Here is a 23,164-nt window from a genome sequence, read left to right as displayed (position 1 = left end):
AACCGGACTTTGTAGAGTGCGAAAGGTAATAGACGGGAAGCTTTACTCCTTAAATTATGGGAAAATTTCTGCCATAAACCTTGATCCTATCGAAAAAAACCCCTTTATCACTATAAACCCGGAAGTTTAATTTTATCCGTAGGTTCTGTTGGATGTAATTTTTCCTGTGGATTCTGTCAAAACTATACAATATCCCAAACTGCTGAAACTTTTTTACAACTTTTATATCGCCTGAGGAATTAATTAGTATTGCTTTAAAATATAAAGAAAAAGGAAACATCGGTATAGCCTTCACATACAATGAACCTTTAATTTTTTATGAATATATATACGATACAATTACATTACTTAAAGATGAATTGGACATAATTTTAGTTTCAAATGGATATGTTAATGAAGCTCCATTAAAGGATATTATTAAACATGTTAAAGCTATAAACTTTGACTTAAAAGCCTACAATGAAGATTTCTATAAAAGAATATGTCACGGGAGCTTAGAACCTGTTTTAAATTCAATAAAAATTGCCTACAATTATACTCATGTTGAAATAACAACCCTAATAATTCCTGGGTTTAATGATTCAGAAGAAGAAATCGATAAGCTCTCCCTATGGATTTCAAAGCTTAGCCCTAATATTCCCCTTCACTTAACTCGATACTTTCCTAATTATAAATTCCAAATTGAAGCTACTCCAATTGAAACACTTGTAAGGCTTCAAAGAATTGCTAAAAAACATCTAAATTTTGTTTATCTAGGAAACGTATTATTACCTTCTAATACTGTATGTCCTAATTGCAATAAAATTCTAATTAAAAGGAATGGCTTTGAAGTTCAATCCTTTATGACGTCAAACCAATGTCCTTTTTGCTCCTTTGAAATTGAATACATAAAAATATAACCTGCAAAATGCAGGTTATATTTTTATTTTATTTAAACTATTAAAATTTCTTCTAAACTCCTCTAGATCAATTGGTTTGCTAAAGAAATAGCCTTGGAATTCATTACATCCTAAATTTCTTAATAATTTAAGCTGTTCCTTATTTTCAACTCCTTCTGCAACAGTTTTAACCCCTAAAGACTTTGCCATAGAAGTTATAGCTAATATAACACCATTAAAACCATCTTGGCCAGCTTTGGAAATAAATGACCTATCAATCTTTATATAGTCAATTGGAAGTTGACTTAAATAATTGATGGAAGAATATCCCGTGCCAAAGTCATCTAAAGCAATCTTTATCCCTAGCTTTTTTAATTCTTTAAATATATGTGTTGAAATGTTAAAGTCCTTGATCAATACGTTTTCTGTAATTTCAAATATCCAATTTTCTAAAATATTTTTTCATCAAGTAAATATTTTATATTATTTAAGAAATCCTTATTCTCCAATTGCTTTGCAGAAATATTAATGCATAAATCTATATATATATCTTTTTCTATAAGCTTTTGTCTAATTCTGTAGGCCTCCTTCATAATCCAGTTACCTACATCAACTATCATTCCATTTTTCTCTGCTACTTTAATAAATTCATCTGGTGGATATACAATTCTATTATTTCTAATCCATCTTAATAACAATTCACCTTTATTTATAACAAATTCCCCATTATTACTTTCCCTAAATATAGGCTGAATATATAAACAAAGCTCATTGTTTACCAATGCTCTTCTTAATCCAGTTTCTATTTCTCTAAATTTTATATTTTTTTCCTCAATCTCTTGTGAGAAAAACAAAAATCCTCCCTTTTCTTTTTCTTTTACTTCATATAAAGTAGCATCTGCCTTTCTAAGAAGCCCTTCAAACGTTATGTCATCCTTAGGATACATTACTATTCCTATGCTTGCACTAGTTTTTATATCAAAATTATTTATGAATAAAGGTTTAGAAATTTCATTTATAATTTTGTTTGCATAATCCCTAACTTTATATTCATTATCTATATTAAAAGTTAAAACAATAAATTCATCCTCTCCCAATCTAAAAACAATATCGCCTTTATCAATACAAGAGTTTATTCTATCTGCTACGTTTATCAATACTTTATCTCCAATATCATGTCCCAATGTATCATTTATAACTTTAAACCCATCAAGATCAATAAATAAAAGTGCAAATGATTTACAAATCGTTTCATCAATTATTTCTTTTAATTTTTTCATAAAAAGTTCCTATTAGGTAGGTTAGTTAATAGATCATAATAAGCAAGTTTTTCAAGCTCTTCTTCTTTTTCTTTTAACTGTGAAATATCAGATAGTATAAGTATATAAACTTTATCTCCATTAAATTGTAAAAAGTAGCTGATAACCAGACAGGAAGGCTAACATCATTTTTATTATAGATCCTTGCTTCTCCCCTCCAATATCCCTTTTGTTGAACAATATCAAATATATTATGAAAATTTATATTATCAAATTTAAAATTTAAAATATCTATTTTGTTTTGAATTAGATCTTCTTCCTTAAACCCAAACATATTTTTAATAGCTTTATTTACTTTTAAAATTCTTTTATCAAAGTCTAAAATAATAACCCCCTCTAAAGTTTCAGATAATATTTTGTCAGATAATAATATTTCTTTATTTTTAATTTCCAATTCTTTTGTTCTTTCCTTTACCCTTATTTCAAGCCTTCTATTTATATCTTCTAAATTATTCTGTTTTGATATGATTTCAGATTTTAATATATCAATGCTTTTAGCTAAATCTGATATTTCATCCTTTCGTCCATAAAGATCAATATTAAGTTTATTTTCCATTTTGTAGGTAAAGTCTTTAATGTTGTTCATTATCTGTTCTAATGGATTATTTATTAATTTGCTAAATTTAAAATCCAATATAAAAACTATCAATATACCAAAAAGTAAAATAGTAAGTGCAATAACAATTCCCATATATTCTATTTTGTTTTCCATATCTTTTGGAACATAAATTTTAAATAAGAATAATAAATTTCCAGTTAGATCTTTTATCGGATAGTAGGCTACATAGGTATCCTTATTTTCTATTGTTAAAATAACTTCTTTTTGGTTTATTTTCACCTTATTTTTTGACTTTATTTGCCTCTCTATTTTGTCTAGCTCGTTTTTATTTAAATCCAATAAATTTATAAACTCATACTTACATTGTGTGTTTAATTTTATTTCATCCAACCTTTTACCAAAAATTATAATCCCTTTCCTAACTCCTGTTCCATCACTTTTATGGATTCCTTCTCCTGCAAAACAATAAATATCTTTATCAAATTCTAAAAAACCTACAAAATTACTTTTGTGTAAACCTGTTGAAATAAATTTATCTAATAATCTTTCATCAAAATAATCCTTTATTTCTTCATTTTTTCTTGTAATTCCATAAATCAAATTCCCATTATTATCGAGTATCGCAGCTAACGACACACCAATATTTTTTAGAGAAAGATAATTTAAATTTTCCTCTATATAATCCTTATGCTTATAAATAACAAAATCATAAGACTCGTCCCAAATAGCATAATCCCTTGTAGTTACATGCAATGACTCCAGTTCTTTTTCTAAAAGGGCTATTTCCCTTTGAATTTCATTACTAATTATGCTTTCCATAAACATTTTAAATTTTGGTCTTATATAAAAACTCTGAAAGAATATTATTAATAAAAAATATGCCAAAATATTTAATACTATTGTTTTCAATATTTTATATTTTAATCTCACAATATCACTTCCAACTGGATAGTTTAGGTTACTATATATTATGATTAAATGTCGATTTTCGACACATTCAGTTGAAAATGATAAAAATAAAACCCTCCAAATGGAGGGTTTGTATTATCTCTTTGAGAATTGTGGTGCTCTTCTTGCCTTCTTTAAGCCGTATTTCTTTCTTTCTACCATTCTTGGGTCTCTTGTTAAGAAACCAGCCTTCTTTAATACAGGCTTTAAATCTGCGTCAGCTTGAACTAACGCTCTTGCAATACCATGTCTTATAGCACCTGCTTGGCCTGTAAATCCACCGCCATGAACGTTAACAAGAACATCGTATTTATTTAATGTTCCTGTTAAAACGAGTGGTTGCTTAACGATAACCTTTAAAGTTTCTAATCCAAAATAATCATCTAATGATCTTTTATTTATGATTATATTTCCTTCACCAGGAACTAATCTAACCCTTGCAACAGATGTCTTTCTTCTACCTGTTCCATAGTATTGAACTCTTTCCATCAGCGTATCCTCCCTTCAGGCTCATTAATACTTAAGTTCAAGAACTTCTGGCTTTTGTGCTTCGTGGTTGTGAGCTGCGCCTCTATAAACCTTTAACTTCTTGAACATTTGTCTTCCTAATCTTCCCTTTGGAAGCATTCTTCTAACCGCTTCTTCTATAGCAAGCTCTGGTTTTGTTTCAAGAAGCTTTCTGTAGGATATTTCCTTTAGTCCACCTGGATATAATGAGTGATGTCTGTAGAACTTTTGATCAAGTTTCTTTCCTGTTAAAGCAACCTTTTCAGCGTTTATAACTATAACATAGTCACCGCAATCAACGTTTGGAGTATAAATTGGCTTATGCTTTCCTCTTAAAATTGTAGCAATTTGGCTTGCAAGTCTTCCAAGAGTCTTATCTGTAGCATCAACTACATACCATTTTCTTTGAACTTCTTCCTTCTTTGCCATGTAAGTTTTCATCGTTTTCCCTCCCTAACTTTAATCCTAATTTATCTAAAAGGATCCGGGGCTAGTGGTCCTTTTTTGCGCATAATCACACTATTTTATTTTAATACAACTATCCTGGCGTGTCAATAGTATACTTTTTCTAAACATAAACCTTGTGCCGGTGCTGTAGGGCCAGCCTTTTTCTATCTCTGCTATCAAGTATAAAAGGAATATCGTCAGGCTTAATTCTACCTTTCCCAACTTCTATTAAAGTTCCAGCAATAATCCTTACCATATTATATAAAAATCCGTTGGCTTCTATAAACATTTTTATAATATCTTCATCTTTAATCAATTCAAGCCTTTTAATAGTCCTTACATTTCCCTTAACTGAACTACCTGTGCTTTTGAAGGCGCTAAAATCATGTTCGCCTAAAAATATTTAGATGCCCTAATCATGTCTTCAATATTAAGTTCATAAGGGATATGGGCTGAATAGTTCTTAAGTAAGGCCGATGGTATTTTTCTATTTAATATTGTATAGCTATATTTTTTACCTTTACTATTATATCTTGAATGAAAATCTAATGGAACTTCCTGTGAAGATAAAATAACGATATCATCAGGAAGAAAACTATTTATGGCATAACAGATTTTTCAGGAGGGACTGTGGAACTTGTCAAAAAGTTAGCAACTTGTCCTTTTGCATGAACTCCTGCATCAGTTCTGCTTGAACCAATTATTTCTATTTTTTCTCCTGTTACTTTTTCTATTGCCTTTTCAATGGTCTCCTGAATTGATACTCCATTTTTCTGCCTTTGCCAACCACAATATCTCGTTCCATCATACTCTATAACTATCTTTATATTTTTCATCTCCATCGCCTACTTATTATACAAATTATAGAAAAAGCTATAAAAGCTGCAATTGCAATATAATCCCTTTTATTAGTCTTTAATTGTTTCATTCTTGTTCTATTTTCTCCGCCTCTATAACACCTTGCCTCCATTGCAAGAGCAAGTTCATCAGCCCTTCTAAAGGCACTTATAAATAAAGGCACTAAAACTGGAATTAAGTTTTTGCCTTTTAATTATACCGCCGGAATCAAAATCCGCCCCTCTTGCCATTTGAGCCTTCATAATTTTGTCTGTTTCGTCAAGAAGGGTTGGAATAAACCTTAAGGCTATCGTCATCATCATTGCAAGTTCATGGGCTGGAACTCCTATTTTTTAAATGGATTAAGAAGTCTTTCTATCCCATCCGTCAATGAAATAGGTGATGTTGTAAGTGTTAAAACAGATGTTCCTATGATTAACAAAATCAATCTCATGGACATAAATAGTGCAAGATCTATCCCCTTGTCTGTAAAGGGTATTAAATTAAATAGCTTAAATATGACCTTTCCGGAGTTAATGTCGCGTTTAGAACCGCAGTAAATATTATAAGCCAAATAACACCTTTTATACCATTGAATAAATATTTGATTGGTATTTTAGCTAGCATTACTACTAGTAAAGTAAAAGCTATAACCACTAAATATCCATAAAAATTGTTTATTAAAAAAATTAAAATGATATATAGAAAGGCTAATAGTATTTTCACCCTTGGATCAAGCTTATGAATGAAAGAATCCCCAGGAAGATATTGTCCGATAGTAATATCCTTAATCATATTTTTCTCTCCTTAAAAAGTCTTAATATCTCCCTTTTTGCTTCCTCTAAAGTTATAATATCTTCATTTATGTTAAAGCCCTTCTCTTTAAGTTTCTTTGCAAGATATTTAACTTGAGGAACAGATAAACCTATTCTTTCTAACATATCAATTTGATTAAAAACTTCCCTAGGGAACCCTCTATTACTATTTTACCTTTGTCAAGAACTATTAATCTATCCGCAAGCTGAGCCACCTCATCCATACTATGGGTGACCATAATAATAGTCATTTTATATTCTTTGTGCATTCTTTTTATTTGTTTTAGGACCTCGTCCCTACCCTTTGGATCCAATCCTGCCGTAGGCTCATCAAGGATTAGGACCTTAGGCTCCATCGCCAAAACACCTGCTATTGCAACACGCCTTTTCTGACCCCCGCTTAATTCAAAGGGGATCTGTCTTTATAAGTTTCATAGTCAAGTCCGACAAAATCCATTGCCCTTTTTACCCTTTTTTCTATTTCCTCATTGGCTAAACCCAAATTAGTCGGTCCAAAGGCAATGTCTTTGTAAACAGTCTCCTCAAACAGCTGATGTTCAGGATACTGAAATACTATTCCAACCTTTTGTCTTATGCTTTTTAAGCTTATCCCCTTATCAGTTATAGAAATATCATCTATATAAACCTTGCCAAAGGTAGGCTTTAAAAGTCCATTTAATTGCTGTATTAATGTTGATTTACCTGAACCTGTATGTCCTATTAAACCAACAAATTCCCCATCCTTAATCTCTAAATTTATATTGTCTAATGCCTTTTTTCAAAGGGAGTATTAGGCATATAGACATATGTTAAATTTTCTACTTTAACTGGCATAAGGCATCCACCATCTCTTCAATAGTTAAAATATCTTCATTAATGTCTAACCCTTCTTTTCTTAAATCATGTGCTAGTTGCATCATCTGAGGCACATCAAGCCCAAGCTTTTTTAACAATGTTACCTTCTTAAAGACCTCCCGGGGTATCCCTTCAAGAACAACCTTGCCATCCGATATTACTACAACTCGATCAGCCTCAACTGCTTCCTCCATGAAATGAGTTATTAATACAATCGTAATTCCTTCTTCCTTATTTAATCTTTTTATCGTTTGAAGGACTTCCTTTCTTCCTGAAGGGTCAAGCATTGCAGTAGGTTCATCTAAAACTATACAGGATGGCTTCATTGCAAGGACTCCTGCTATAGCAACCCTTTGCTTTTGTCCTCCAGAAAGTAGGTGAGGTCCATGTTTTGCATAATCAATCATTTCAACAGCCTTTAGTGCATCATCAACTCTTTTTCTAATTTCTTCCGACGGAACCCCAAGGTTTTCAGGGCCAAATGCAACATCTTCTTCTACTATTGTTGCTACGATTTGATTATCAGGGTTTTGAAATACCATCCCAACTTTACTTCTTATAGCCCATAAATGTTCGTTATCCCTAGTATCTATTCCTTCCACAATTACCCTTCCGTTATCAGGAAGTAAAATTGCATTAAAATGCTTAGCAAGGGTTGATTTCCCAGAACCGTTGTGTCCTATAATTGCTACAAATTCTCCTTTTTTATCTCTAAATTTATACCCTCTAATGCAACAGTTTTAACTTCGTCATTAATATCTTTTTATAAAAATAGTGCACATTTTCAACCTTTATCATTTCCATAAAATGCACCTTCTTTTAAAAATTAAGAAAAAGGGATTAAGTATTAAAATACTTAACTTAATCCCCTTAATATTACACGAGTTCTATTATAACCATTGGTGCAGAGTCGCCTCTTCTTGGTCCAAGTTTTAAAATTCTAGTGTATCCACCATTTCTTCCTTCATATTTCTTTGCTATTTCATCAAAAAGCTTTTTAACAACTTCTTCTTCTCTTATATATGCAAGAACTTGTCTTCTTGAATGTAAATCTCCTCTTTTTGCAAGAGTAATCATCTTTTCAGCAATGCTTCTTATTTCCTTAGCTTTAGCTTCTGTTGTGATTATTTTGCCGTCCTCTGACTTAAAGAAGCTTGTAACTAAGTTTCTTAGCATAGCTACTCTTTGATCAGTAGGACGACCTAATTTACGGTGCCCCATATACTTTGCCACTTTCTATCCCTCCTACTCCTCTGACTTCTTTAAGCTGAAACCAAGAGATTCTAATTTTTGTTGAACTTCTTCTAAAGATTTCTTTCCTAAATTTCTTACTCTCATTAGATCTTCTTCTGTCTTCTGAACAAGATCTCCTACTGTATTTATTCCTGCCCTCTTTAAGCAGTTAAATGCCCTTTGGGAAAGATCAAGTTCTTCAATTGTCATTTCCAATACTTTATCCTTCTTTTCGTCCTCTTTATCTATAAGGACTTCAACCTTATCAACTTGATCTGTAAGTGAAAGTAATATTCTAAAATGCTCTATTAAAAGCTTTGCTGAAAGGCTTATTGCATCATCTGGAGTCAATGTTCCATTTGTCCAAAGCTCTAATGTTAGTTTATCATAATCTGTTCTTTGCCCAACACGTGTATTTTCTACTACATAGTTAACCCTCTTAATTGGCGTATAAATTGAGTCTACTGGTATAACTCCAATAGTATGGGCTTGTTCTTTATTTCTTTCAGCTGGAACATATCCTCTTCCTTGATTTATTGTCATCTCTATATAAAGCCTTCCGCCTTCACTAACTGTAGCAATGTGATGATCCTTGTTTATAATTTCAACTGAACCATCACATTTTATATCTTTCCCTGTAACAACACATGGGCCAATTACATCTATAACAGCCGTTTTAGGAAATTCTCCTTCTGCCTTAATAGCTAGTCCTTTAACATTTAAAATGATTTCAACTACATCTTCCTTAACATTTGGAACAGTTGAAAATTCATGTAATACTCCATCTATCTTAATTGAAGTTACTGCTGCGCCTGGCAATGAAGAAAGAAGAACTCTTCTCATTGCATTGCCAAGCGTAGTTCCATAACCTCTTTCAAGTGGTTCTATAACATACTTAGCGTAATTATTGACATCGTCACGCTCAATGCACTCAACTTTTGGTTTTTCAATATCAAACATTAACGAACCCTCCTTTTGATAACTTTAAACACCGAGGGCAACTGATTCTAATTAATCATTACTTGCTGTAAAGCTCAACTATTAATGTTTCATTTACAGGAATATCGATATCTTCTCTTTGTGGTAATGCTGTTACTTGGCCTTCCATTTTTTCTTTGTCAACAGTTAGCCATTTTGGTGTTGTTGTTGCAACTTCCTGTAAAGACTTGAACTTTTCTAAATTCTTGCTACCTTCTTTTACTGCTATTACGTCATTTACTCTAACTTGATATGAAGGAATTGTTACCTTCTTGCCATTTACTGTAAAATGGCCATGTCTTACAAGCTGTCTTGCTTCTGCTCTTGAACCAGCAAAACCAAGTCTAAACACAACATTGTCAAGTCTCATTTCAAGAAGTCTTAAAAGGTTTTCACCGGCAATACCCTTTTGTCTTTCAGCTTCTTCATAGTATTTTCTAAATTGTGACTCTAAAACTCCATAAATTCTCTTTGCCTTTTGCTTTTCTCTTAATTGTAAACCATAGTTAGTTAGCTTTTTCTTATTATGACCATGCTGACCAGGAGCATATGGTCTTCTAACTATAGCACATTTATCTGAATAGCATCTATCTCCTTTAAGATATAGCTTAACTCCTTCTCTTCTGCATAGTTTGCAGGATGGTCCTGTATATCTAGCCATTTATTACACCTCCTATAATCAGACTCTTCTTCTCTTTGGTGGTCTACATCCGTTATGTGGAATTGGAGTTACGTCCTTTATAAGGCTAACTTCTAAACCTGCAGCTTGAAGTGCTCTTATAGCAGCTTCTCTACCTGCACCAGGTCCTTTAACATATACTTCAACAGTCTTCATGCCATGTTCAATAGCAGTTTTTGCAGCTGTTTCAGCTGCCATTTGTGCTGCAAATGGAGTGCTCTTTCTTGAGCCTCTGAATCCAAGTGCACCAGCACTTGACCACGCAATTGCATTACCATTAACATCTGTTATTGTAACTATTGTATTATTGAAAGTTGATTTGATGTGAGCTGCGCCACGATCAACATGCTTACGTTCTCTTCTCTTTCTAACTTTCTTACCTTTAGCCTGTGCTGCCATTCATCGTCCCTCCTTTATTATTTTCCTGCCTTTTTCTTTCCACCAATTGTTCTTCTTGGTCCCTTTCTTGTTCTAGCATTTGTTCTTGTTCTTTGACCTCTAACTGGTAATCCTCTTCTATGTCTTAATCCTCTATAGCAACCAATTTCCATTAATCTCTTGATATTTAAAGCTATTTCTCTTCTTAAATCACCTTCGACAGTGAAGTTCTTATCGATGTATTCTCTGAGCTTTGCTACTTCTTCTTCTGTAAGGTCCTTAACTCTTGTATCTGGATTGATACCAGTTTCTTGCAATATCTTGTTTGCACTTGGTCTTCCAATACCATAAATGTAAGTTAGGGCTATCTCAATACGTTTTTCTCTTGGCAAGTCAACACCTGCAATTCTAGCCATTGTATTTTTACACCTCCTGTAAACTGATTAAAACTTTATATATATATCACCGAGCCTTCGGTGCAGCCGCGTTCAAAGTCATTAACCTTGTTTTTGCTTATGCTTTGGATTTTCACATATAACCATTATTCTTCCATGTCTTTTAATTACTTTGCATTTTTCGCAAATTGGTTTTACTGATGGTCTAACCTTCATGGCTATCCCTCCTTACTTTCCTCTCCAAATTATTCTACCACGATTTAAATCGTATGGTGATACTTCAACTGTAACTTTGTCTCCAGGAAGAATTTTAATAAAATTCATCCTAAGCTTTCCAGATATATGAGCTAAAATAACATGCCCATTTTCTAATTCTACCTTAAACATCGCATTTGGTAAAGCTTCAATTACAGTCCCCTGTAATTCGATAACATCGTCCTTCGACATAAGGTGGACACACCTCCTTATAATAACCCCATTGACTGCAGCGCTTTTCTTAAATCTGAATCCTTTATTTTCTTATTTAATTGAAAGGCCTCCTGAATATCCTTAGCAATCCAGTCGTGAAAAACTAAATGCTTAATTTTTTTCTTCTTAGGCCTTTCAATTTTTCTTAAGTCTCCATCTGCAATAAGGACATAATTTTCATCCACAATTCCTACCACGATGAAATATCGTCCCTTATCCCTACCTGCCCTGGAGTGAACTATTTGTCCAAGGGCAATACCTTCCATAAAATCCACCTCTATTTTATATTATTGTCAATATTTCAGGTCCATTTTCAAGTATTGCAATTGTATTTTCATAATGTGCCGATAATTTTTTATCTGCAGTTACCACTGTCCACCCATCATCTAATTCAATTACTGCAAAAGTTCCCATATTCACCATAGGCTCTATAGCTAAAACCATACCTACTGCCAATTTTGGTCCTCTTCCAGCTTTGCCATAATTGGGTACTGGTGGTTCCTCATGCAGTTCTTTTCCAATGCCGTGGCCAACATAATCTCTAACAACAGAATAGCCATTTGATTCAACAAATGTCTGAATAGCATTGGATATATCTCCAATTCTATTTCCAGCCCTGGCATATTTAATGCCTTCATAAAAACTCTTCTCTGTTATATCAATTAGCCTTTTAGCTTCCTCTGAGATATGACCAACGGCAAAGGTCCTTGCTGCATCACTGTGGAAACCCTCATAAAAACTCCGCAGTCAATGCTTATAATGTCGCCCTCTTTTAAAATTCTATCACTGGGTATCCCGTGAACTACTTCTTCATTTATTGAAGTGCAAAGGCTTCCGGGATACCCGTAATATCCTTTAAAAGAAGGTTTTGCACCATGACTAATAATAAATTCTTCTGCGAATTTATCAAGTTCCTTTGTCGTTATGCCTGGTCTAATTTGCTTTTCTAATAAGTTTAATAGTTCAGCAACAATTCTACCAGACCTTCTTATTTTATCAACTTCACTTTTTGATTTTAAATAAATCATTTAGGTTCTCTCCCTAATGCTATGCATATATCTTCAAAAACCTTTGCTATGTCCTGATATCCATCAATATTTCGAAGCAAACCTTTCTTACCATAATATTCCACTATAGGTTCAGTTTGTCTTCGATATACTTCTAATCTCTCATTAACCGTTTCAATTGAATCGTCATCCCTTTGAATAAGCTTTGAAGAACAATAGTCGCAGATGCCTTCCACCTTTGGTGGATTAGTCTCAACATTGAAACTTGCACCACAGTTTAGGCAAACTCTTCTACCTGAAAGTCTTCTTTTTAAAACATCTGTTGGAACAATTATGTTTATTGCAGCGTCAAGTTTTAAACCTCGACTCTTTAGAAATTCTTCTAAGGCATCTGCCTGTCTTACAGTTCTTGGAAAACCATCAAGCAAAACCATTCATACAATCTTGCTGATTTAATCTTTCTAAGCATATCTCTATAGTTATATCGTCTGGAACCAATTGCCCATTATCGATATATTCCTTCGCCTTTAAACCTATATGGGTTTTCTCTGCAATATTCTTTCTAAAGATATCCCCCGTTGATATATGAGGTATATTTAAGGCCTTGACTATGTTTTTGCTTGAGTCCCCTTACCAGCACCAGGAGGGCCAAGCAAAATCAATCTCATTTATATACATACCTCCAAACCAAATTATTTAAGGAATCCTTCATAATGTCTCATTGATAGTTGAGCTGTTAGTTGCTTATTTAATTCAAGCGCAACACCTACAACTATCAATAAAGCTGTTCCACCAAACTGAATATTACCAAGATGTGTTACATGTTGTAATACAATTGGTAAAACTGCAACTAATGACGCAAAGAAACCACCAATTACAGTCATTCTATTTATAATTCTTGTTAAATACTCTTCAGTTGGCTTTCCAGGTCTTAATCCTGGGATAAAACCACCACTCTTTTGTAGGTTTTGTGCAACTTCATCTGGCTTAAATGTAACCGATGTATAGAACCAAGTAAAGAATATAATTAAGAATATATATACAATTGGATAAACCCATCCCTTTGGACTTAAAAAGCCTGAATTAAATAGAGTATAAACCGGATGAGTTGGCTCTAAAGTCAATTGAGTAATTATTTGTGGAAATTGCAATACTGATATTGCAAAAATTATCGCTATTACTCCAGCTGAATTTAAGTTGATTGGAATATGTGTGCTCTGTCCTCCGTATGTCCTCATTCCAACTTTTCTTTGAGCATACTGCACAGGAATTCTTCTTTCTCCAAGGTCCATTGCAACGACTCCAGCTATAACAAGAACTGCAAAGGCTAAGAATAATATTACTTCGATATAATTTGCAGTTCCTCCCTTTATAGCAACTCCTATAGAATAACCCATAGTTGGTATTCTAGCAAGAATTCCCGCAAAGATTATCATGGATGAGCCGTTTCCTATACCGTATTCAGTAATCTTTTCTCCAAGCCACATAACAAATGTGGTTCCTGCGGTTAAAGTTATCATTATTAACAATATCTGTCCCCATGAATTATCTAATAAAGCTCCATTGTTTCTTAAATATAGTGCAATACTAAAGGATTGAATTAGAGCGAAAACAACAGTTCCGTATCTTGTATATTCTGCAATCTTCTTTCTTCCCTCTTCACCTTGCTTTGAAAGTTCTTCAAGCCTTGGAATAGCTATTACAAGAAGGCTGAAGATAATTGAAGAGTTAATATATGGAACAATACCCATTGCAAATATACTAAATTCCTTAAAAGCACCGCCTGAAATTATATCTAAGAATCCAAAGAGTAACCCTTGGTCTACAAGTTGCTTTAATTGATCAAGGTTAATTCCAGGCACGGGAATAAAAACTCCCGCCCTGTATACCATGAGGACAAATATAGTAAAGAGAATTCTTCTCCTTAAATCCGGAATACTGAACGCATTACGTAAGGTTTTTAACATATTAAATCACCTCTATCTTGCCTCCGGCAGCTTCTATCTTTTTAACAGCTGATTCGCTGAACTTATGAGCCTTTACTGTTAAAGCCTTCTCTAAATTACCATTGCCAAGAACTTTAACTCCGTCCATAAGCTTTCTTATTATTTTCTTTTCTAATAGAAGTTCTGGAGTAACAACTGTTCCTGCTTCGAATTTATTTAAATCTTCAACATTAACTTCTGCATATTCCTTTGCAAATATATTTGTAAAGCCTCTCTTTGGAAGTCTTCTTTGAAGTGGCATTTGACCGCCTTCAAATCCTGGTCTTACTCCGCCACCTGATCTAGAAGTTTGGCCCTTTTGGCCTCTACCTGCAGTCTTGCCTTGACCAGTTGCAGTTCCTCTACCCTTTCTTTTTGGCTCCTTTCTTGTTCCGGGAGCTGGTCTTAACTCATGTAGCTTCATTTAAAGCACCTCCCTCGTATTATACTTCTTCTACCTTTAGCATGTATTTAACCTTATTTACCATACCTCTTATTTGAGGAGTATCTTCATGCTCAACAGTTCTACCTATCTTTGTTAAGCCGAGGGCTCTTACTGTAGCTCTGTGATCGGGCTTTTTGCCGATTGTGCTTCTTACAAGTGTAATTCTTAGCTTACCCACGGTCTTCCCTCCTAACCTAAAATCTCTTCTACTGTCTTGCCTCTGAGCCTTGCTATTTCTTCTGGAGTCTTAAGTTTCATTAAAGCATCCATAGTTGCATTAACCATATTTCTTGCATTATTTGAACCAAGTGACTTTGCTCTAACGTCCTTTATACCTGCAAGTTCAAGAACCGCACGAACAGGACCACCAGCTATGATACCTGTTCCTTCTGGAGCTGGCATTAATAATACTTTTCCTGCTCCAAACTCACCAATCATTTCATGTGGAATAGTAGTTTCATATCTTGCAACCTTTATAAGATGCTTCTTTGCATCTTCTATTGCCTTTCTTATTGCATCTGGAACTTCAGCAGCTTTACCTGTTCCGACTCCTACATATCCATCTTCGTTTCCAACAACTACAAGAGCGCTAAATCTGAAGTTTCTACCACCCTTAACAACTTTAGCAACTCTATTTATATAAACAACTTTTTCCTTAAGCCCTTTAATCTTGCTTGGATCTATTCTCATCTATTTCCCTCCTTCTCCATTAGAAGTCAAGGCCTGCTTCTCTAGCGCCTTCAGCAAGTTCTTTTACTCTTCCATGATAAATATATCCGCCTCTATCGAAAACAACCTTTGTAATACCCTTTTCTAATGCTCTCTTTGCTATAAGCTTTCCAACTTCCCTTGCAGCTTCTTTGTTGCTACCTGCTGCAATCTTATCTCTTAATTCCTTATCCAAAGTTGAAGCTGCAACCAAAGTTACTCCAAGCTCATCGTTTATAATTTGTGCATACATATGCTTTTCGCTTCTATATACATTTAATCTTGGGCGTTCAGCTGTTCCAAAAACCTTTTTACGAACTCTTAAATGTCTTCTCATTCTTTGTTCGTTTCTGGATGGCTTACTAAACATCAAAGCTCACTCCTTTCTATTACTTCTTACCAGTCTTTCCTTCCTTACGTCTGATTACTTCGTCGATATACTTAATTCCCTTTCCTTTGTATGGTTCTGGTTCTCTAACGCTTCTGATTCTTGCTGCAACCTGACCAACAAGTTCCTTGTCGATTCCCTTTACAACTATTTGGTTTGCAGCAGGAACATCAAATTCTATTCCTTCAACAGCATCTATTTCAACAGGATGTGAATATCCAACTGTTAAAACAAGTTTCTTTCCTTGCTTTGCTGCTCTGTAACCAACACCAACAAGTTCAAGTGTCTTTTGATATCCTTCTGTAACACCAACAACCATATTCTTTATAAGAGCTCTTGTTAAACCGTGAAGTGCTCTTATTTCCTTTTCATCGTTTGGTCTTGTTACTACAATCTTACCATCTTCAACAGCGATATTTATTTTTTGCTCATTTGCTTTGTAAGTGTGCCCTTTGGCCCTTTAACTGTTACTAAATTGTCGTCGCTAACTGTAATAGTAACGCCTTGAGGTATAACTACAGGAAGTCTACCTACTCTTGACATGACTGCACCTCCTATTCTTCAAAATTACCAAATGTAGCAGATAACTTCTCCACCTATTCCTTCTTTTCTTGCTTGTTTGTCTGTCATAATTCCTTTTGATGTTGAAAGAATTGCTATTCCGAGTCCTCCAAGAACCTTTGGAACATTATCCTTTTGAGCGTAAACTCTTAATCCTGGCTTTGAAATTCTTCTTATACCTGAAATTACTCTTTCCTTATTTGGACCATATTTCATTGTAAGCTTAAGCATTGGAACAGAACCGTCTTGATACTCTTCCATTGCCGCTAGATATCCTTCTTCAACCATTATCTCTGCAATCCTCTTCTTTATCTTTGAGGCAGGAACTTCAACATATTCGTGTCTTACTATATTTGCATTTCTGATACGAGTTAGCATATCAGCAATTGGGTCAGTCATAACCATAATTTCTGGCCTCCTTTCAACTTATATATTACCAACTTGCCTTCTTGCAACCTGGAATTTCACCTTTATAAGCTAGTTCTCTAAAGCATATTCTGCAAACGCCGAACTTTCTAAGAACTGCGTGTGGTCTTCCACATATTCTACATCTTGTATATGCTCTTGTTGAGAACTTTGGTTTTCTTTGCCACTTTGCAATCATTGCCTTACGTGCCACGGAACTCCCTCCTTTTTTATTGAGCGAATGGCATTCCTAATAATCTTAATAACTCTCTAGCTTCTTCATCTGTCTTTGCTGTAGTTACAAAGATTATGTCCATTCCTCTTACCTTTTCTACCTTATCATATTCAATTTCTGGGAATATTAATTGTTCCTTTATACCAAGTGCATAATTTCCTCTTCCATCGAATGCCTTATTTGAAACTCCCTTGAAGTCTCTAACTCTTGGAAGTGCAACGTTAATTAACTTATCAACAAACTCATACATTCTTGTTCCTCTTAATGTAACTTTACATCCAATTGGCATTCCTTCTCTGATCTTGAAGTTTGATACTGACTTTTTAGCTCTTGTAACAACTGCCTTTTGTCCTGCAATTGTTGTTAAATCATTTACAGCTGCTTCTAAAAGCTTTGGATTATCCTTTGCATCGCCAACTCCCATATTTATAACGACTTTTTCAAGTCTTGGAACTTCCATTATGCTTTTGTATCCAAACTTTTCACGTAAAGCTGGAACAACTTCCTTTTCATACTTTTCCTTTAGTCTTGGAACCATTTAGTTAACCTCCTTTCAAGGTTTAGAATGTCTCGTTGCAGTGTTTGCAAACTCTAACCTTTGATCCATCTTCTAAGAATTTATGTGCAATTCTTGTTGGCTTATTGCACTTTGTGCAGTAAAGCATAACATTTGACGCATGTATTGGTGCTTCTTGCTTTATTATTCCACCTTGTCTATTTGCCATGTTTGGTCTTACATGCTTTGAAACTATATTAACTCCCTTAACGATTACTCTATTCTTTTCTGGGAATACCTTTAAAACTTCACCTTTTTTTCCTTTATCCTTACCAGAGATTACTAGAACTGTATCTCCTCTTTTAACATGAACCTTAGGCATTTAGGCCACCTCCCTTTATAATACCTCTGGTGCAAGTGAAAGAATCTTTGTAAATTCTTTTTCTCTTAATTCTCTTGCTACAGGTCCGAAAATTCTTGTTCCTCTTGGAGTCTTATCTTCCTTGATGATAACTGCAGCGTTTTCATCGAATCTTATATAAGTTCCATCTGGTCTTCTTACACCTTTAACTGATCTTACTATAACTGCCTTAACTACGTCTCCTTTTTAACAACACCTCCGGGTGTTGCACTCTTAACGCTAGCTACTATTATGTCTCCTATATTTGCATATCTTCTATTTGAACCGCCAAGAACTCTGATACACATAAGTTCTTTAGCACCAGTGTTGTCAGCAACCTTTAATCTTGTTTGTGGTTGTATCATAAATTAAACCTCCTTTCAGAGAAATTATTTTGCTCTCTCGATTATTTCAACAAGTCTCCATCTCTTTTCCTTGCTAAGAGGTCTTGTTTCCATGATCTTTACGATATCACCGATCTTAGCTTCATTGTTTTCATCATGAGCCTTAAACTTAGTAGTTCTCTTTACTGTTTTGCCGTAGAGTGGGTGACGAACAAGCTTTTCTACAGCAACAACTATTGTCTTATCCATTTTATCTGAAACTACTTTTCCTATTCTAACCTTTCTAAGTCCTCTTTCCACAGGCTATACCTCCCTTCATTATCTGCCCATAGCCTTAAGTTCTTTCTCTCTCATTATTGTCTTAAGTTGTGCAATTGATTTCTTAACTTCCCTAATTCTCATTGGGTTTTCAAGTTGACCAGTAGCATGTTGAAATCTCAAATTAAAAAGTTCTGCCTTTAGCTCTATTATTCTCTTTTGAATTTCTTCAGCTGTTGCTTCTCTCATTGCCTTTAATTCATTAGCCTTCATTTACTTCACCACCCATCTCAAAGTCACTTTTTGTTACAAACTTTGATTTAACAGGAAGTTTATGTGATGCAAGTCTCATCGCTTCTCTTGCTACTTCTTCATTAACTCCGCTTAACTCAAACATGATTCTTCCTGGCTTAACAACTGCTACCCAGTATTCTGGTGAACCTTTACCTGAACCCATACGTGTTTCAGCAGGTTTCTTTGTAACTGGCTTATCTGGGAATATCTTTATCCAGAGCTTTCCGCCTCTTTTTATATATCTATTGATTGCAATTCTTGCTGCTTCTATTTGGTTGCTTGTTACCCAGCCTGGTTCAGTTGCAACCAAACCGTAATCGCCGTAAGCAAGAGTGTTACCTCTTGTTGCCTTACCCTTCATTCTTCCACGTTGAACCTTACGATGCTTAACTCTTTTTGGCATTAACATGTCCAATTCCTCCTTCCCAATTCCATTATTCGTTAGCAGCCTCTGTTGTCTCAGTTACCTGTGGTCTTCTCTTTCCAAGAACTTCTCCCTTATATATCCAAACTTTAACACCTATCTTGCCATAAGTTGTATGAGCTTCAGCAAATCCGTAATCTATATCAGCTCTTAATGTTTGAAGTGGAATAGTTCCTTCATGGTATCCTTCTGTTCTTGCCATTTCAGCACCGCCAAGTCTTCCTGAAACTGCAGTCTTGATACCCTTTATTCCAAATCTCATAGCTCTTGATATAGCTTGCTTCATTGCCTTTCTAAAGGAAACTCTCTTTTCGATTTGTGCTGCTATGTTTTCAGCAACAAGCTGTGCATCTATTTCTGGATTCTTAATTTCAACTATGTTTATAAGGATGTTCTTTCCTGTCATCTTTTCGATTTGTGCCTTTAATTCTTCAACACCTTGGCCACCTTTACCAATAACTATACCTGGCTTTGCAGTGTGAATGTTGATTCTTACTTTATTAGCAGTTCTTTCAATCACTACTCTTGAAATGCCTGCTTGATAGTATTTATTCTTTATAAACTTTCTTATTTTGTTGTCTTCAATTAGAAGATCAGCAAAATGCTTATCATCGGCATACCATTTAGCATCCCAATCCTTAATTATACCTACTCTTAATCCATGTGGATTTACTTTTTGACCCACGCGATGACCCTCCTTCCGGTTATGCTCTTTCCTTTAATACCACTGTTATGTGGCTTGTTCTTTTCTTTATTTCAAATGCTCTACCTTGTGCATGTGGTTGATATCTCTTTAGTGTTGGTCCTTGATTTGCATAAATTTCTGCGATATAAAGCTTTGATACATCCATGTTGTGATTGTTTTCAGCATTTGCAATAGCTGATTTTAAAACCTTCTCAACTATTGGAGCTGCTGCTCTTGGAGTAAGCTTTAAGATTGATAAAGCTTCACCAACGTTCTTACCTCTTATAAGATCTATAACAACTTGAACTTTTCTTGGTGATATTCTAACATATCTTGCATGGGCTTTAGCTACTTTTGCCTCCATCGAAGCACCCTCCCTTCATTACTTCTTAACCTTTGATGACTTTTCTGTATCGTCATGTCCTTTAAATGTTCTTGTTGGTGCAAATTCACCTAACTTATGTCCAATCATATCTTCTGTTATATAAACAGGAACATGCTTTCTTCCGTCATAAACTGCAATTGTATGTCCTATCATTTGTGGAAGTATAGTTGATCTTCTTGACCAAGTCTTTATAACCTTCTTTTCACCTGCTTTATTCATTTCAACAATTTTCTTTAACAAATGATCATCACAGAAAGGTCCCTTTTTTAATGATCTACCCAACTTTGTTTCCTCCCTTCTAGGTTATTTAGGAAGCAGAGCATATAAGGCACGCCTTATATTTCTGCTCCCTTAAATTACTTTCTTTTCTTAACGATGAATTTATCTGAGTATTTCTTATTCTTTCTTGTCTTGTATCCAAGAGTTGGTTTACCCCATGGTGTAAGTGGTCCTGGATGACCGATTGGAGCCTTACCTTCACCACCACGTGTGGATGGTCAACTGGGTTCATTGCAGAACCTCTTACAGTTGGTCTTATACCCATATGTCTCTTTCTTCCTGCTTTACCAATTCTAACAAGTTCATGACTTAAGTTACCAACGATACCAACTGTAGCCCTACAATCAAGTCTTATAAGTCTTATTTCTCCGGATGGTAGTCTTACATGAGCGTAATCTCCTTCTTTTGCAAGAAGCTGTGCTGTTCCACCAGCTGCTCTAACAAGCTGACCACCTTTTCCAGGATATAATTCAATATTATGAATGAAATACCAACTGGTATATTTCTTAATGGTAGTGCATTACCTACTTTAATATCAACATTTTCACCAGACATTACAATGTCTCCAACCTTTAATTCGTTTGGAGCGATGATGTATCTCTTTTCTCCATCTGCATAAGCTAAAAGTGCGATGAATGCTGATCTGTTTGGATCGTATTCTATTGCAGTAACTTTAGCTGGGATATTGTCCTTATTTCTCTTAAAGTCGATGATTCTGTATTTTATCTTATATCCGCCACCTCTATGACGAACAGTAATTCTACCTTGGTTATTTCTTCCTGAATTCTTCTTTAAAGTTATAACCAATGACTTCTCAGGTTCCTTTTTAGTTATCTCTGAATAGTCAAGAACTGACATATTTCTTCTACCTGGAGAAGTTGGTTTATATACTTTGATTCCCATTTCTTTCCCTCCTTCGTCTCGCTTATCTGGCCCATAGCCAATAACGCTTTATTTTATATCTTATTAGGCACCAAATCCTTCAAAGAATTCAATTCCTTTGCTGTCTGCTGTAAGCTTAACAATTGCCTTCTTGTAATCTGGTCTCTTTCCAAAATTAAATCCTACTCTCTTTTTCTTTCCTTGGTAGTTAATTGTCTTAACTGATTCAACCTTAACACCAAAAATTTGTTCAATAGCATCCTTTATCATTGACTTATTTGCATCAGGATGCACGAGGAAAGTGTATTGTCTTAAAGCCATTTGATTCATTGATTTTTCAGTTATTATTGGTCTTATGATAATATCATAATTTGTAAGCTTCATTATGCATACACCTCCTCAATCAATCTTGCAGCATCCTGAGTAACTATAAACTTGTCATACTTTAATATATCATAAACGTTTAAGTTGTTAACAGGAATAACATGTGCATTTTCAATGTTTCTAACTGACTTGTAGATAACTTCATCTGATTCCTTAACAACTATTAATGTCTTGTTGGCATTAAACTTCTTTAACATTTCAGCTATTGTCTTAGTTTTTGGAGCATCTAATGTTAATTTATCAAGAACAATAATTTGATTTTCAGCAACCTTTGAAGAAAGCGCTGACTTTAATGCAACCCTCTTAAGCTTCTTTGGTAATGTATAGCTGTAATCTCTTGGCTTTGGTGCAAATACAATACCACCGTGTCTCCATTGTGGTGATCTGATAGAACCATGTCTTGCTCTACCTGTTCCCTTTTGTCTCCATGGCTTCTTTCCACCACCAGAAACTTCTGCTCTTGTTAATGCTGATTGAGTTCCTTGTCTTCTATTTGCAAGGATATTTACAACTACCTGATGCATTGCCTCTTTGTTTATTGGAGCGCCAAAAACTGCATCAGAAAGCTCAATTTCACCAACTTTTTCAGCATTCATATTAAATAAATCTACCTTAGGCATCCTACATCCTCCTTTCCTCTGTGTTATGCCTTCTTAACTGCCTTAACAGAATCTCTAATTATTACAAGACCCTTCTTTGGACCTGGAACAGCACCCTTTACAAGGATTACATTCTTTTCTGGGTCAACCTTTACAACTTCAAGATTTAATATTGTTGACTTTTCTGCTCCCATATGTCCTGGCATCTTCTTACCCTTGAAGGTTCTTGATGGGAATGATGAAGCACCCATTGAACCAACCCTTCTATGATACTTTGAACCGTGGGACATTGGTCCTCTGTTTGCATTCCATCTCTTTATAACGCCTTGGAATCCTTTTCCCTTTGAAGTTCCAGTTACGTCAACCTTTTCTCCCTCATCAAATATATCAACCTTGATTTCGCTTCCTACTTCATAAGCACTAACATCTTCAAGTCTTAATTCTTTTAAGAATCTCTTTGGAGCTATATTTGCCTTAGCAAAGTGTCCTTTTCTGGCTTATTTACAAGCTTTTCTCTTATATCTTCAAAACCAACTTGAATAGCATTGTATCCATCTGTTTCAACTGTCTTCTTTTGAACTACAACACATGGACCTGCCTGAATTACTGTTACTGGAACGACCTTACCATCTTCTGTGAATATTTGTGTCATTCCTAATTTTCTTCCTAATATTGCTTTTTTCATCTTGGCACCTCCTTAAATA

The 23,164-nt window shown here is 34.6% G+C and carries 31 protein-coding genes and 10 pseudogenes; 1 reads left to right on the top strand and 40 read right to left on the bottom strand.

Features of this window, described 5'->3' with window-relative positions; genetic code table 11:
• Positions 1-224: 224 nt before the first annotated feature.
• Positions 225-899 (top strand): radical SAM protein, encoded by a 675-nt coding sequence (locus PWK10_RS01415; RefSeq protein WP_342455675.1) that lies wholly within the window; start codon positions 225-227, stop codon positions 897-899.
• 15 nt (positions 900-914) lie between these two features.
• Here PWK10_RS01415 and PWK10_RS01410 read toward each other — a convergent pair whose 3' ends face one another.
• The 40 genes and pseudogenes from PWK10_RS01410 to rplC all read right to left on the bottom strand — a co-directional run bounded on the left by PWK10_RS01410 (position 915) and on the right by rplC (position 23,145).
• The gene (locus PWK10_RS01410) at positions 915-1,310 is read right to left on the bottom strand and encodes an EAL domain-containing protein (protein ID WP_274768059.1); all 396 of its coding nucleotides are present in this window, start codon (positions 1,308-1,310) and stop codon (positions 915-917) included.
• 17 nt (positions 1,311-1,327) lie between these two features.
• Complete coding sequence (locus PWK10_RS01405) at positions 1,328-2,158, bottom strand: diguanylate cyclase domain-containing protein (protein WP_274767138.1); 831 nt, start codon at positions 2,156-2,158, stop codon at positions 1,328-1,330.
• Positions 2,159-2,231: 73 nt separating this feature from the next.
• Complete coding sequence (locus tag PWK10_RS01400) at positions 2,232-3,686, bottom strand: CHASE4 domain-containing protein (RefSeq protein ID WP_274767137.1); 1,455 nt, start codon at positions 3,684-3,686, stop codon at positions 2,232-2,234.
• 114 nt (positions 3,687-3,800) lie between these two features.
• A complete protein-coding gene (gene rpsI / locus PWK10_RS01395; RefSeq protein ID WP_008908545.1) occupies positions 3,801-4,193 on the bottom strand; it encodes a 30S ribosomal protein S9 in 393 nt (130 codons plus the stop codon).
• 24 nt (positions 4,194-4,217) lie between these two features.
• Positions 4,218-4,652, bottom strand: a complete 435-nt coding sequence (rplM, locus tag PWK10_RS01390) for a 50S ribosomal protein L13 (RefSeq protein ID WP_274767136.1) — start codon at positions 4,650-4,652, stop codon at positions 4,218-4,220.
• Between the two features lie 110 nt (positions 4,653-4,762).
• Positions 4,763-5,494 (bottom strand): annotated as a pseudogene (gene truA, locus PWK10_RS01385) (tRNA pseudouridine(38-40) synthase TruA).
• Positions 5,491-6,290, bottom strand: a pseudogene (locus tag PWK10_RS01380) (energy-coupling factor transporter transmembrane component T family protein). The pseudogenes truA and PWK10_RS01380 overlap by 4 nt, the downstream one beginning before the upstream one ends.
• Positions 6,287-7,144, bottom strand: a pseudogene (locus PWK10_RS01375) (energy-coupling factor transporter ATPase). Before PWK10_RS01375 ends, PWK10_RS01380 begins: the two co-directional pseudogenes overlap by 4 nt.
• Positions 7,129-7,922 (bottom strand): annotated as a pseudogene (locus PWK10_RS01370) (energy-coupling factor transporter ATPase). Before PWK10_RS01370 ends, PWK10_RS01375 begins: the two co-directional pseudogenes overlap by 16 nt.
• A gap of 119 nt (positions 7,923-8,041) precedes the next feature.
• On the bottom strand, positions 8,042-8,386 hold the full coding sequence (gene rplQ, locus PWK10_RS01365; RefSeq protein WP_040306110.1) for a 50S ribosomal protein L17: 345 nt from the start codon (positions 8,384-8,386) through the stop codon (positions 8,042-8,044).
• 24 nt (positions 8,387-8,410) lie between these two features.
• Positions 8,411-9,358, bottom strand: coding sequence for a DNA-directed RNA polymerase subunit alpha (locus PWK10_RS01360; protein ID WP_008908552.1), 948 nt, complete (start codon positions 9,356-9,358; stop codon positions 8,411-8,413).
• Positions 9,359-9,416: 58 nt separating this feature from the next.
• Positions 9,417-10,037 carry a 30S ribosomal protein S4 gene (gene rpsD / locus PWK10_RS01355; RefSeq protein ID WP_008908553.1) on the bottom strand — a complete coding sequence of 207 codons (621 nt, stop codon included), beginning with the start codon at positions 10,035-10,037 and terminating at the stop codon, positions 9,417-9,419.
• An 18-nt stretch (positions 10,038-10,055) separates the two neighbouring features.
• Positions 10,056-10,454, bottom strand: coding sequence for a 30S ribosomal protein S11 (rpsK, locus tag PWK10_RS01350; RefSeq protein WP_008908554.1), 399 nt, complete (start codon positions 10,452-10,454; stop codon positions 10,056-10,058).
• A 17-nt stretch (positions 10,455-10,471) separates the two neighbouring features.
• A complete protein-coding gene (gene rpsM / locus PWK10_RS01345) occupies positions 10,472-10,849 on the bottom strand; it encodes a 30S ribosomal protein S13 (RefSeq protein WP_008908555.1) in 378 nt (125 codons plus the stop codon).
• Between the two features lie 81 nt (positions 10,850-10,930).
• On the bottom strand, positions 10,931-11,044 hold the full coding sequence (gene rpmJ / locus PWK10_RS01340; RefSeq protein ID WP_008908556.1) for a 50S ribosomal protein L36: 114 nt from the start codon (positions 11,042-11,044) through the stop codon (positions 10,931-10,933).
• Positions 11,045-11,056: 12 nt separating this feature from the next.
• Positions 11,057-11,275 (bottom strand): translation initiation factor IF-1, encoded by a 219-nt coding sequence (gene infA / locus PWK10_RS01335; protein ID WP_057977873.1) that lies wholly within the window; start codon positions 11,273-11,275, stop codon positions 11,057-11,059.
• A gap of 17 nt (positions 11,276-11,292) precedes the next feature.
• Positions 11,293-11,562: a KOW domain-containing RNA-binding protein gene (locus PWK10_RS01330; RefSeq protein ID WP_008908558.1), complete on the bottom strand. Its 270-nt coding sequence runs from the start codon at positions 11,560-11,562 to the stop codon at positions 11,293-11,295.
• A 16-nt stretch (positions 11,563-11,578) separates the two neighbouring features.
• Positions 11,579-12,324 (bottom strand): annotated as a pseudogene (map, locus tag PWK10_RS01325) (type I methionyl aminopeptidase).
• Positions 12,321-12,971, bottom strand: a pseudogene (locus PWK10_RS01320) (adenylate kinase). The pseudogenes map and PWK10_RS01320 overlap by 4 nt, the downstream one beginning before the upstream one ends.
• 24 nt (positions 12,972-12,995) lie before the next feature.
• Entirely contained in the window at positions 12,996-14,270 is a 1,275-nt protein-coding gene (gene secY, locus PWK10_RS01315; RefSeq protein WP_274767135.1) for a preprotein translocase subunit SecY, read from the bottom strand.
• 1 nt (position 14,271) lies between these two features.
• Positions 14,272-14,712 (bottom strand): 50S ribosomal protein L15, encoded by a 441-nt coding sequence (gene rplO / locus PWK10_RS01310; RefSeq protein WP_008908562.1) that lies wholly within the window; start codon positions 14,710-14,712, stop codon positions 14,272-14,274.
• Between the two features lie 19 nt (positions 14,713-14,731).
• Entirely contained in the window at positions 14,732-14,911 is a 180-nt protein-coding gene (rpmD, locus tag PWK10_RS01305) for a 50S ribosomal protein L30 (RefSeq protein ID WP_008908563.1), read from the bottom strand.
• Positions 14,912-14,922: 11 nt separating this feature from the next.
• Positions 14,923-15,423 carry a 30S ribosomal protein S5 gene (gene rpsE, locus PWK10_RS01300; protein WP_008908564.1) on the bottom strand — a complete coding sequence of 167 codons (501 nt, stop codon included), beginning with the start codon at positions 15,421-15,423 and terminating at the stop codon, positions 14,923-14,925.
• A gap of 19 nt (positions 15,424-15,442) precedes the next feature.
• On the bottom strand, positions 15,443-15,811 hold the full coding sequence (gene rplR, locus PWK10_RS01295; RefSeq protein WP_274767134.1) for a 50S ribosomal protein L18: 369 nt from the start codon (positions 15,809-15,811) through the stop codon (positions 15,443-15,445).
• A 19-nt stretch (positions 15,812-15,830) separates the two neighbouring features.
• A pseudogene (gene rplF / locus PWK10_RS01290) lies at positions 15,831-16,372 on the bottom strand (50S ribosomal protein L6).
• 24 nt (positions 16,373-16,396) lie between these two features.
• Complete coding sequence (rpsH, locus tag PWK10_RS01285; protein WP_008908567.1) at positions 16,397-16,795, bottom strand: 30S ribosomal protein S8; 399 nt, start codon at positions 16,793-16,795, stop codon at positions 16,397-16,399.
• A 28-nt stretch (positions 16,796-16,823) separates the two neighbouring features.
• On the bottom strand, positions 16,824-17,009 hold the full coding sequence (locus tag PWK10_RS01280) for a type Z 30S ribosomal protein S14 (protein ID WP_008908568.1): 186 nt from the start codon (positions 17,007-17,009) through the stop codon (positions 16,824-16,826).
• Positions 17,010-17,025: 16 nt separating this feature from the next.
• Positions 17,026-17,568, bottom strand: a complete 543-nt coding sequence (gene rplE / locus PWK10_RS01275; RefSeq protein ID WP_008908569.1) for a 50S ribosomal protein L5 — start codon at positions 17,566-17,568, stop codon at positions 17,026-17,028.
• A gap of 22 nt (positions 17,569-17,590) precedes the next feature.
• Positions 17,591-17,908 carry a 50S ribosomal protein L24 gene (gene rplX / locus PWK10_RS01270; protein ID WP_008908570.1) on the bottom strand — a complete coding sequence of 106 codons (318 nt, stop codon included), beginning with the start codon at positions 17,906-17,908 and terminating at the stop codon, positions 17,591-17,593.
• Between the two features lie 15 nt (positions 17,909-17,923).
• Positions 17,924-18,291 (bottom strand): annotated as a pseudogene (rplN, locus tag PWK10_RS01265) (50S ribosomal protein L14).
• A 24-nt stretch (positions 18,292-18,315) separates the two neighbouring features.
• Positions 18,316-18,570, bottom strand: coding sequence for a 30S ribosomal protein S17 (gene rpsQ / locus PWK10_RS01260; protein WP_008908572.1), 255 nt, complete (start codon positions 18,568-18,570; stop codon positions 18,316-18,318).
• Positions 18,571-18,588: 18 nt separating this feature from the next.
• Positions 18,589-18,801: a 50S ribosomal protein L29 gene (gene rpmC, locus PWK10_RS01255; protein WP_008908573.1), complete on the bottom strand. Its 213-nt coding sequence runs from the start codon at positions 18,799-18,801 to the stop codon at positions 18,589-18,591.
• Positions 18,791-19,231 (bottom strand): 50S ribosomal protein L16, encoded by a 441-nt coding sequence (rplP, locus tag PWK10_RS01250; protein WP_008908574.1) that lies wholly within the window; start codon positions 19,229-19,231, stop codon positions 18,791-18,793. The genes rpmC and rplP overlap by 11 nt, the downstream gene beginning before the upstream one ends.
• 25 nt (positions 19,232-19,256) lie before the next feature.
• The gene (gene rpsC / locus PWK10_RS01245; protein ID WP_008908575.1) at positions 19,257-19,931 is read right to left on the bottom strand and encodes a 30S ribosomal protein S3; all 675 of its coding nucleotides are present in this window, start codon (positions 19,929-19,931) and stop codon (positions 19,257-19,259) included.
• A 19-nt stretch (positions 19,932-19,950) separates the two neighbouring features.
• Positions 19,951-20,295 (bottom strand): 50S ribosomal protein L22, encoded by a 345-nt coding sequence (gene rplV, locus PWK10_RS01240; RefSeq protein WP_008908576.1) that lies wholly within the window; start codon positions 20,293-20,295, stop codon positions 19,951-19,953.
• Between the two features lie 18 nt (positions 20,296-20,313).
• Complete coding sequence (gene rpsS / locus PWK10_RS01235; RefSeq protein ID WP_008908577.1) at positions 20,314-20,598, bottom strand: 30S ribosomal protein S19; 285 nt, start codon at positions 20,596-20,598, stop codon at positions 20,314-20,316.
• Between the two features lie 74 nt (positions 20,599-20,672).
• Positions 20,673-21,498, bottom strand: a pseudogene (rplB, locus tag PWK10_RS01230) (50S ribosomal protein L2).
• A 63-nt stretch (positions 21,499-21,561) separates the two neighbouring features.
• Complete coding sequence (rplW, locus tag PWK10_RS01225) at positions 21,562-21,861, bottom strand: 50S ribosomal protein L23 (RefSeq protein ID WP_008908579.1); 300 nt, start codon at positions 21,859-21,861, stop codon at positions 21,562-21,564.
• Positions 21,861-22,481 carry a 50S ribosomal protein L4 gene (gene rplD / locus PWK10_RS01220; RefSeq protein ID WP_008908580.1) on the bottom strand — a complete coding sequence of 207 codons (621 nt, stop codon included), beginning with the start codon at positions 22,479-22,481 and terminating at the stop codon, positions 21,861-21,863. The genes rplW and rplD overlap by 1 nt, the downstream gene beginning before the upstream one ends.
• 23 nt (positions 22,482-22,504) lie before the next feature.
• Positions 22,505-23,145 (bottom strand): annotated as a pseudogene (gene rplC / locus PWK10_RS01215) (50S ribosomal protein L3).
• Between the last annotated feature and the right edge of the window lie 19 nt (positions 23,146-23,164).

It is taken from the genome of Caloramator sp. Dgby_cultured_2, from assembly GCF_028872215.1.
Lineage (GTDB): Bacteria > Bacillota > Clostridia > Clostridiales > Caloramatoraceae > Caloramator > Caloramator australicus.
Note: the sequence above shows the minus strand (reverse complement) of the source record. Positions and strands in the feature narration are given on the sequence as shown.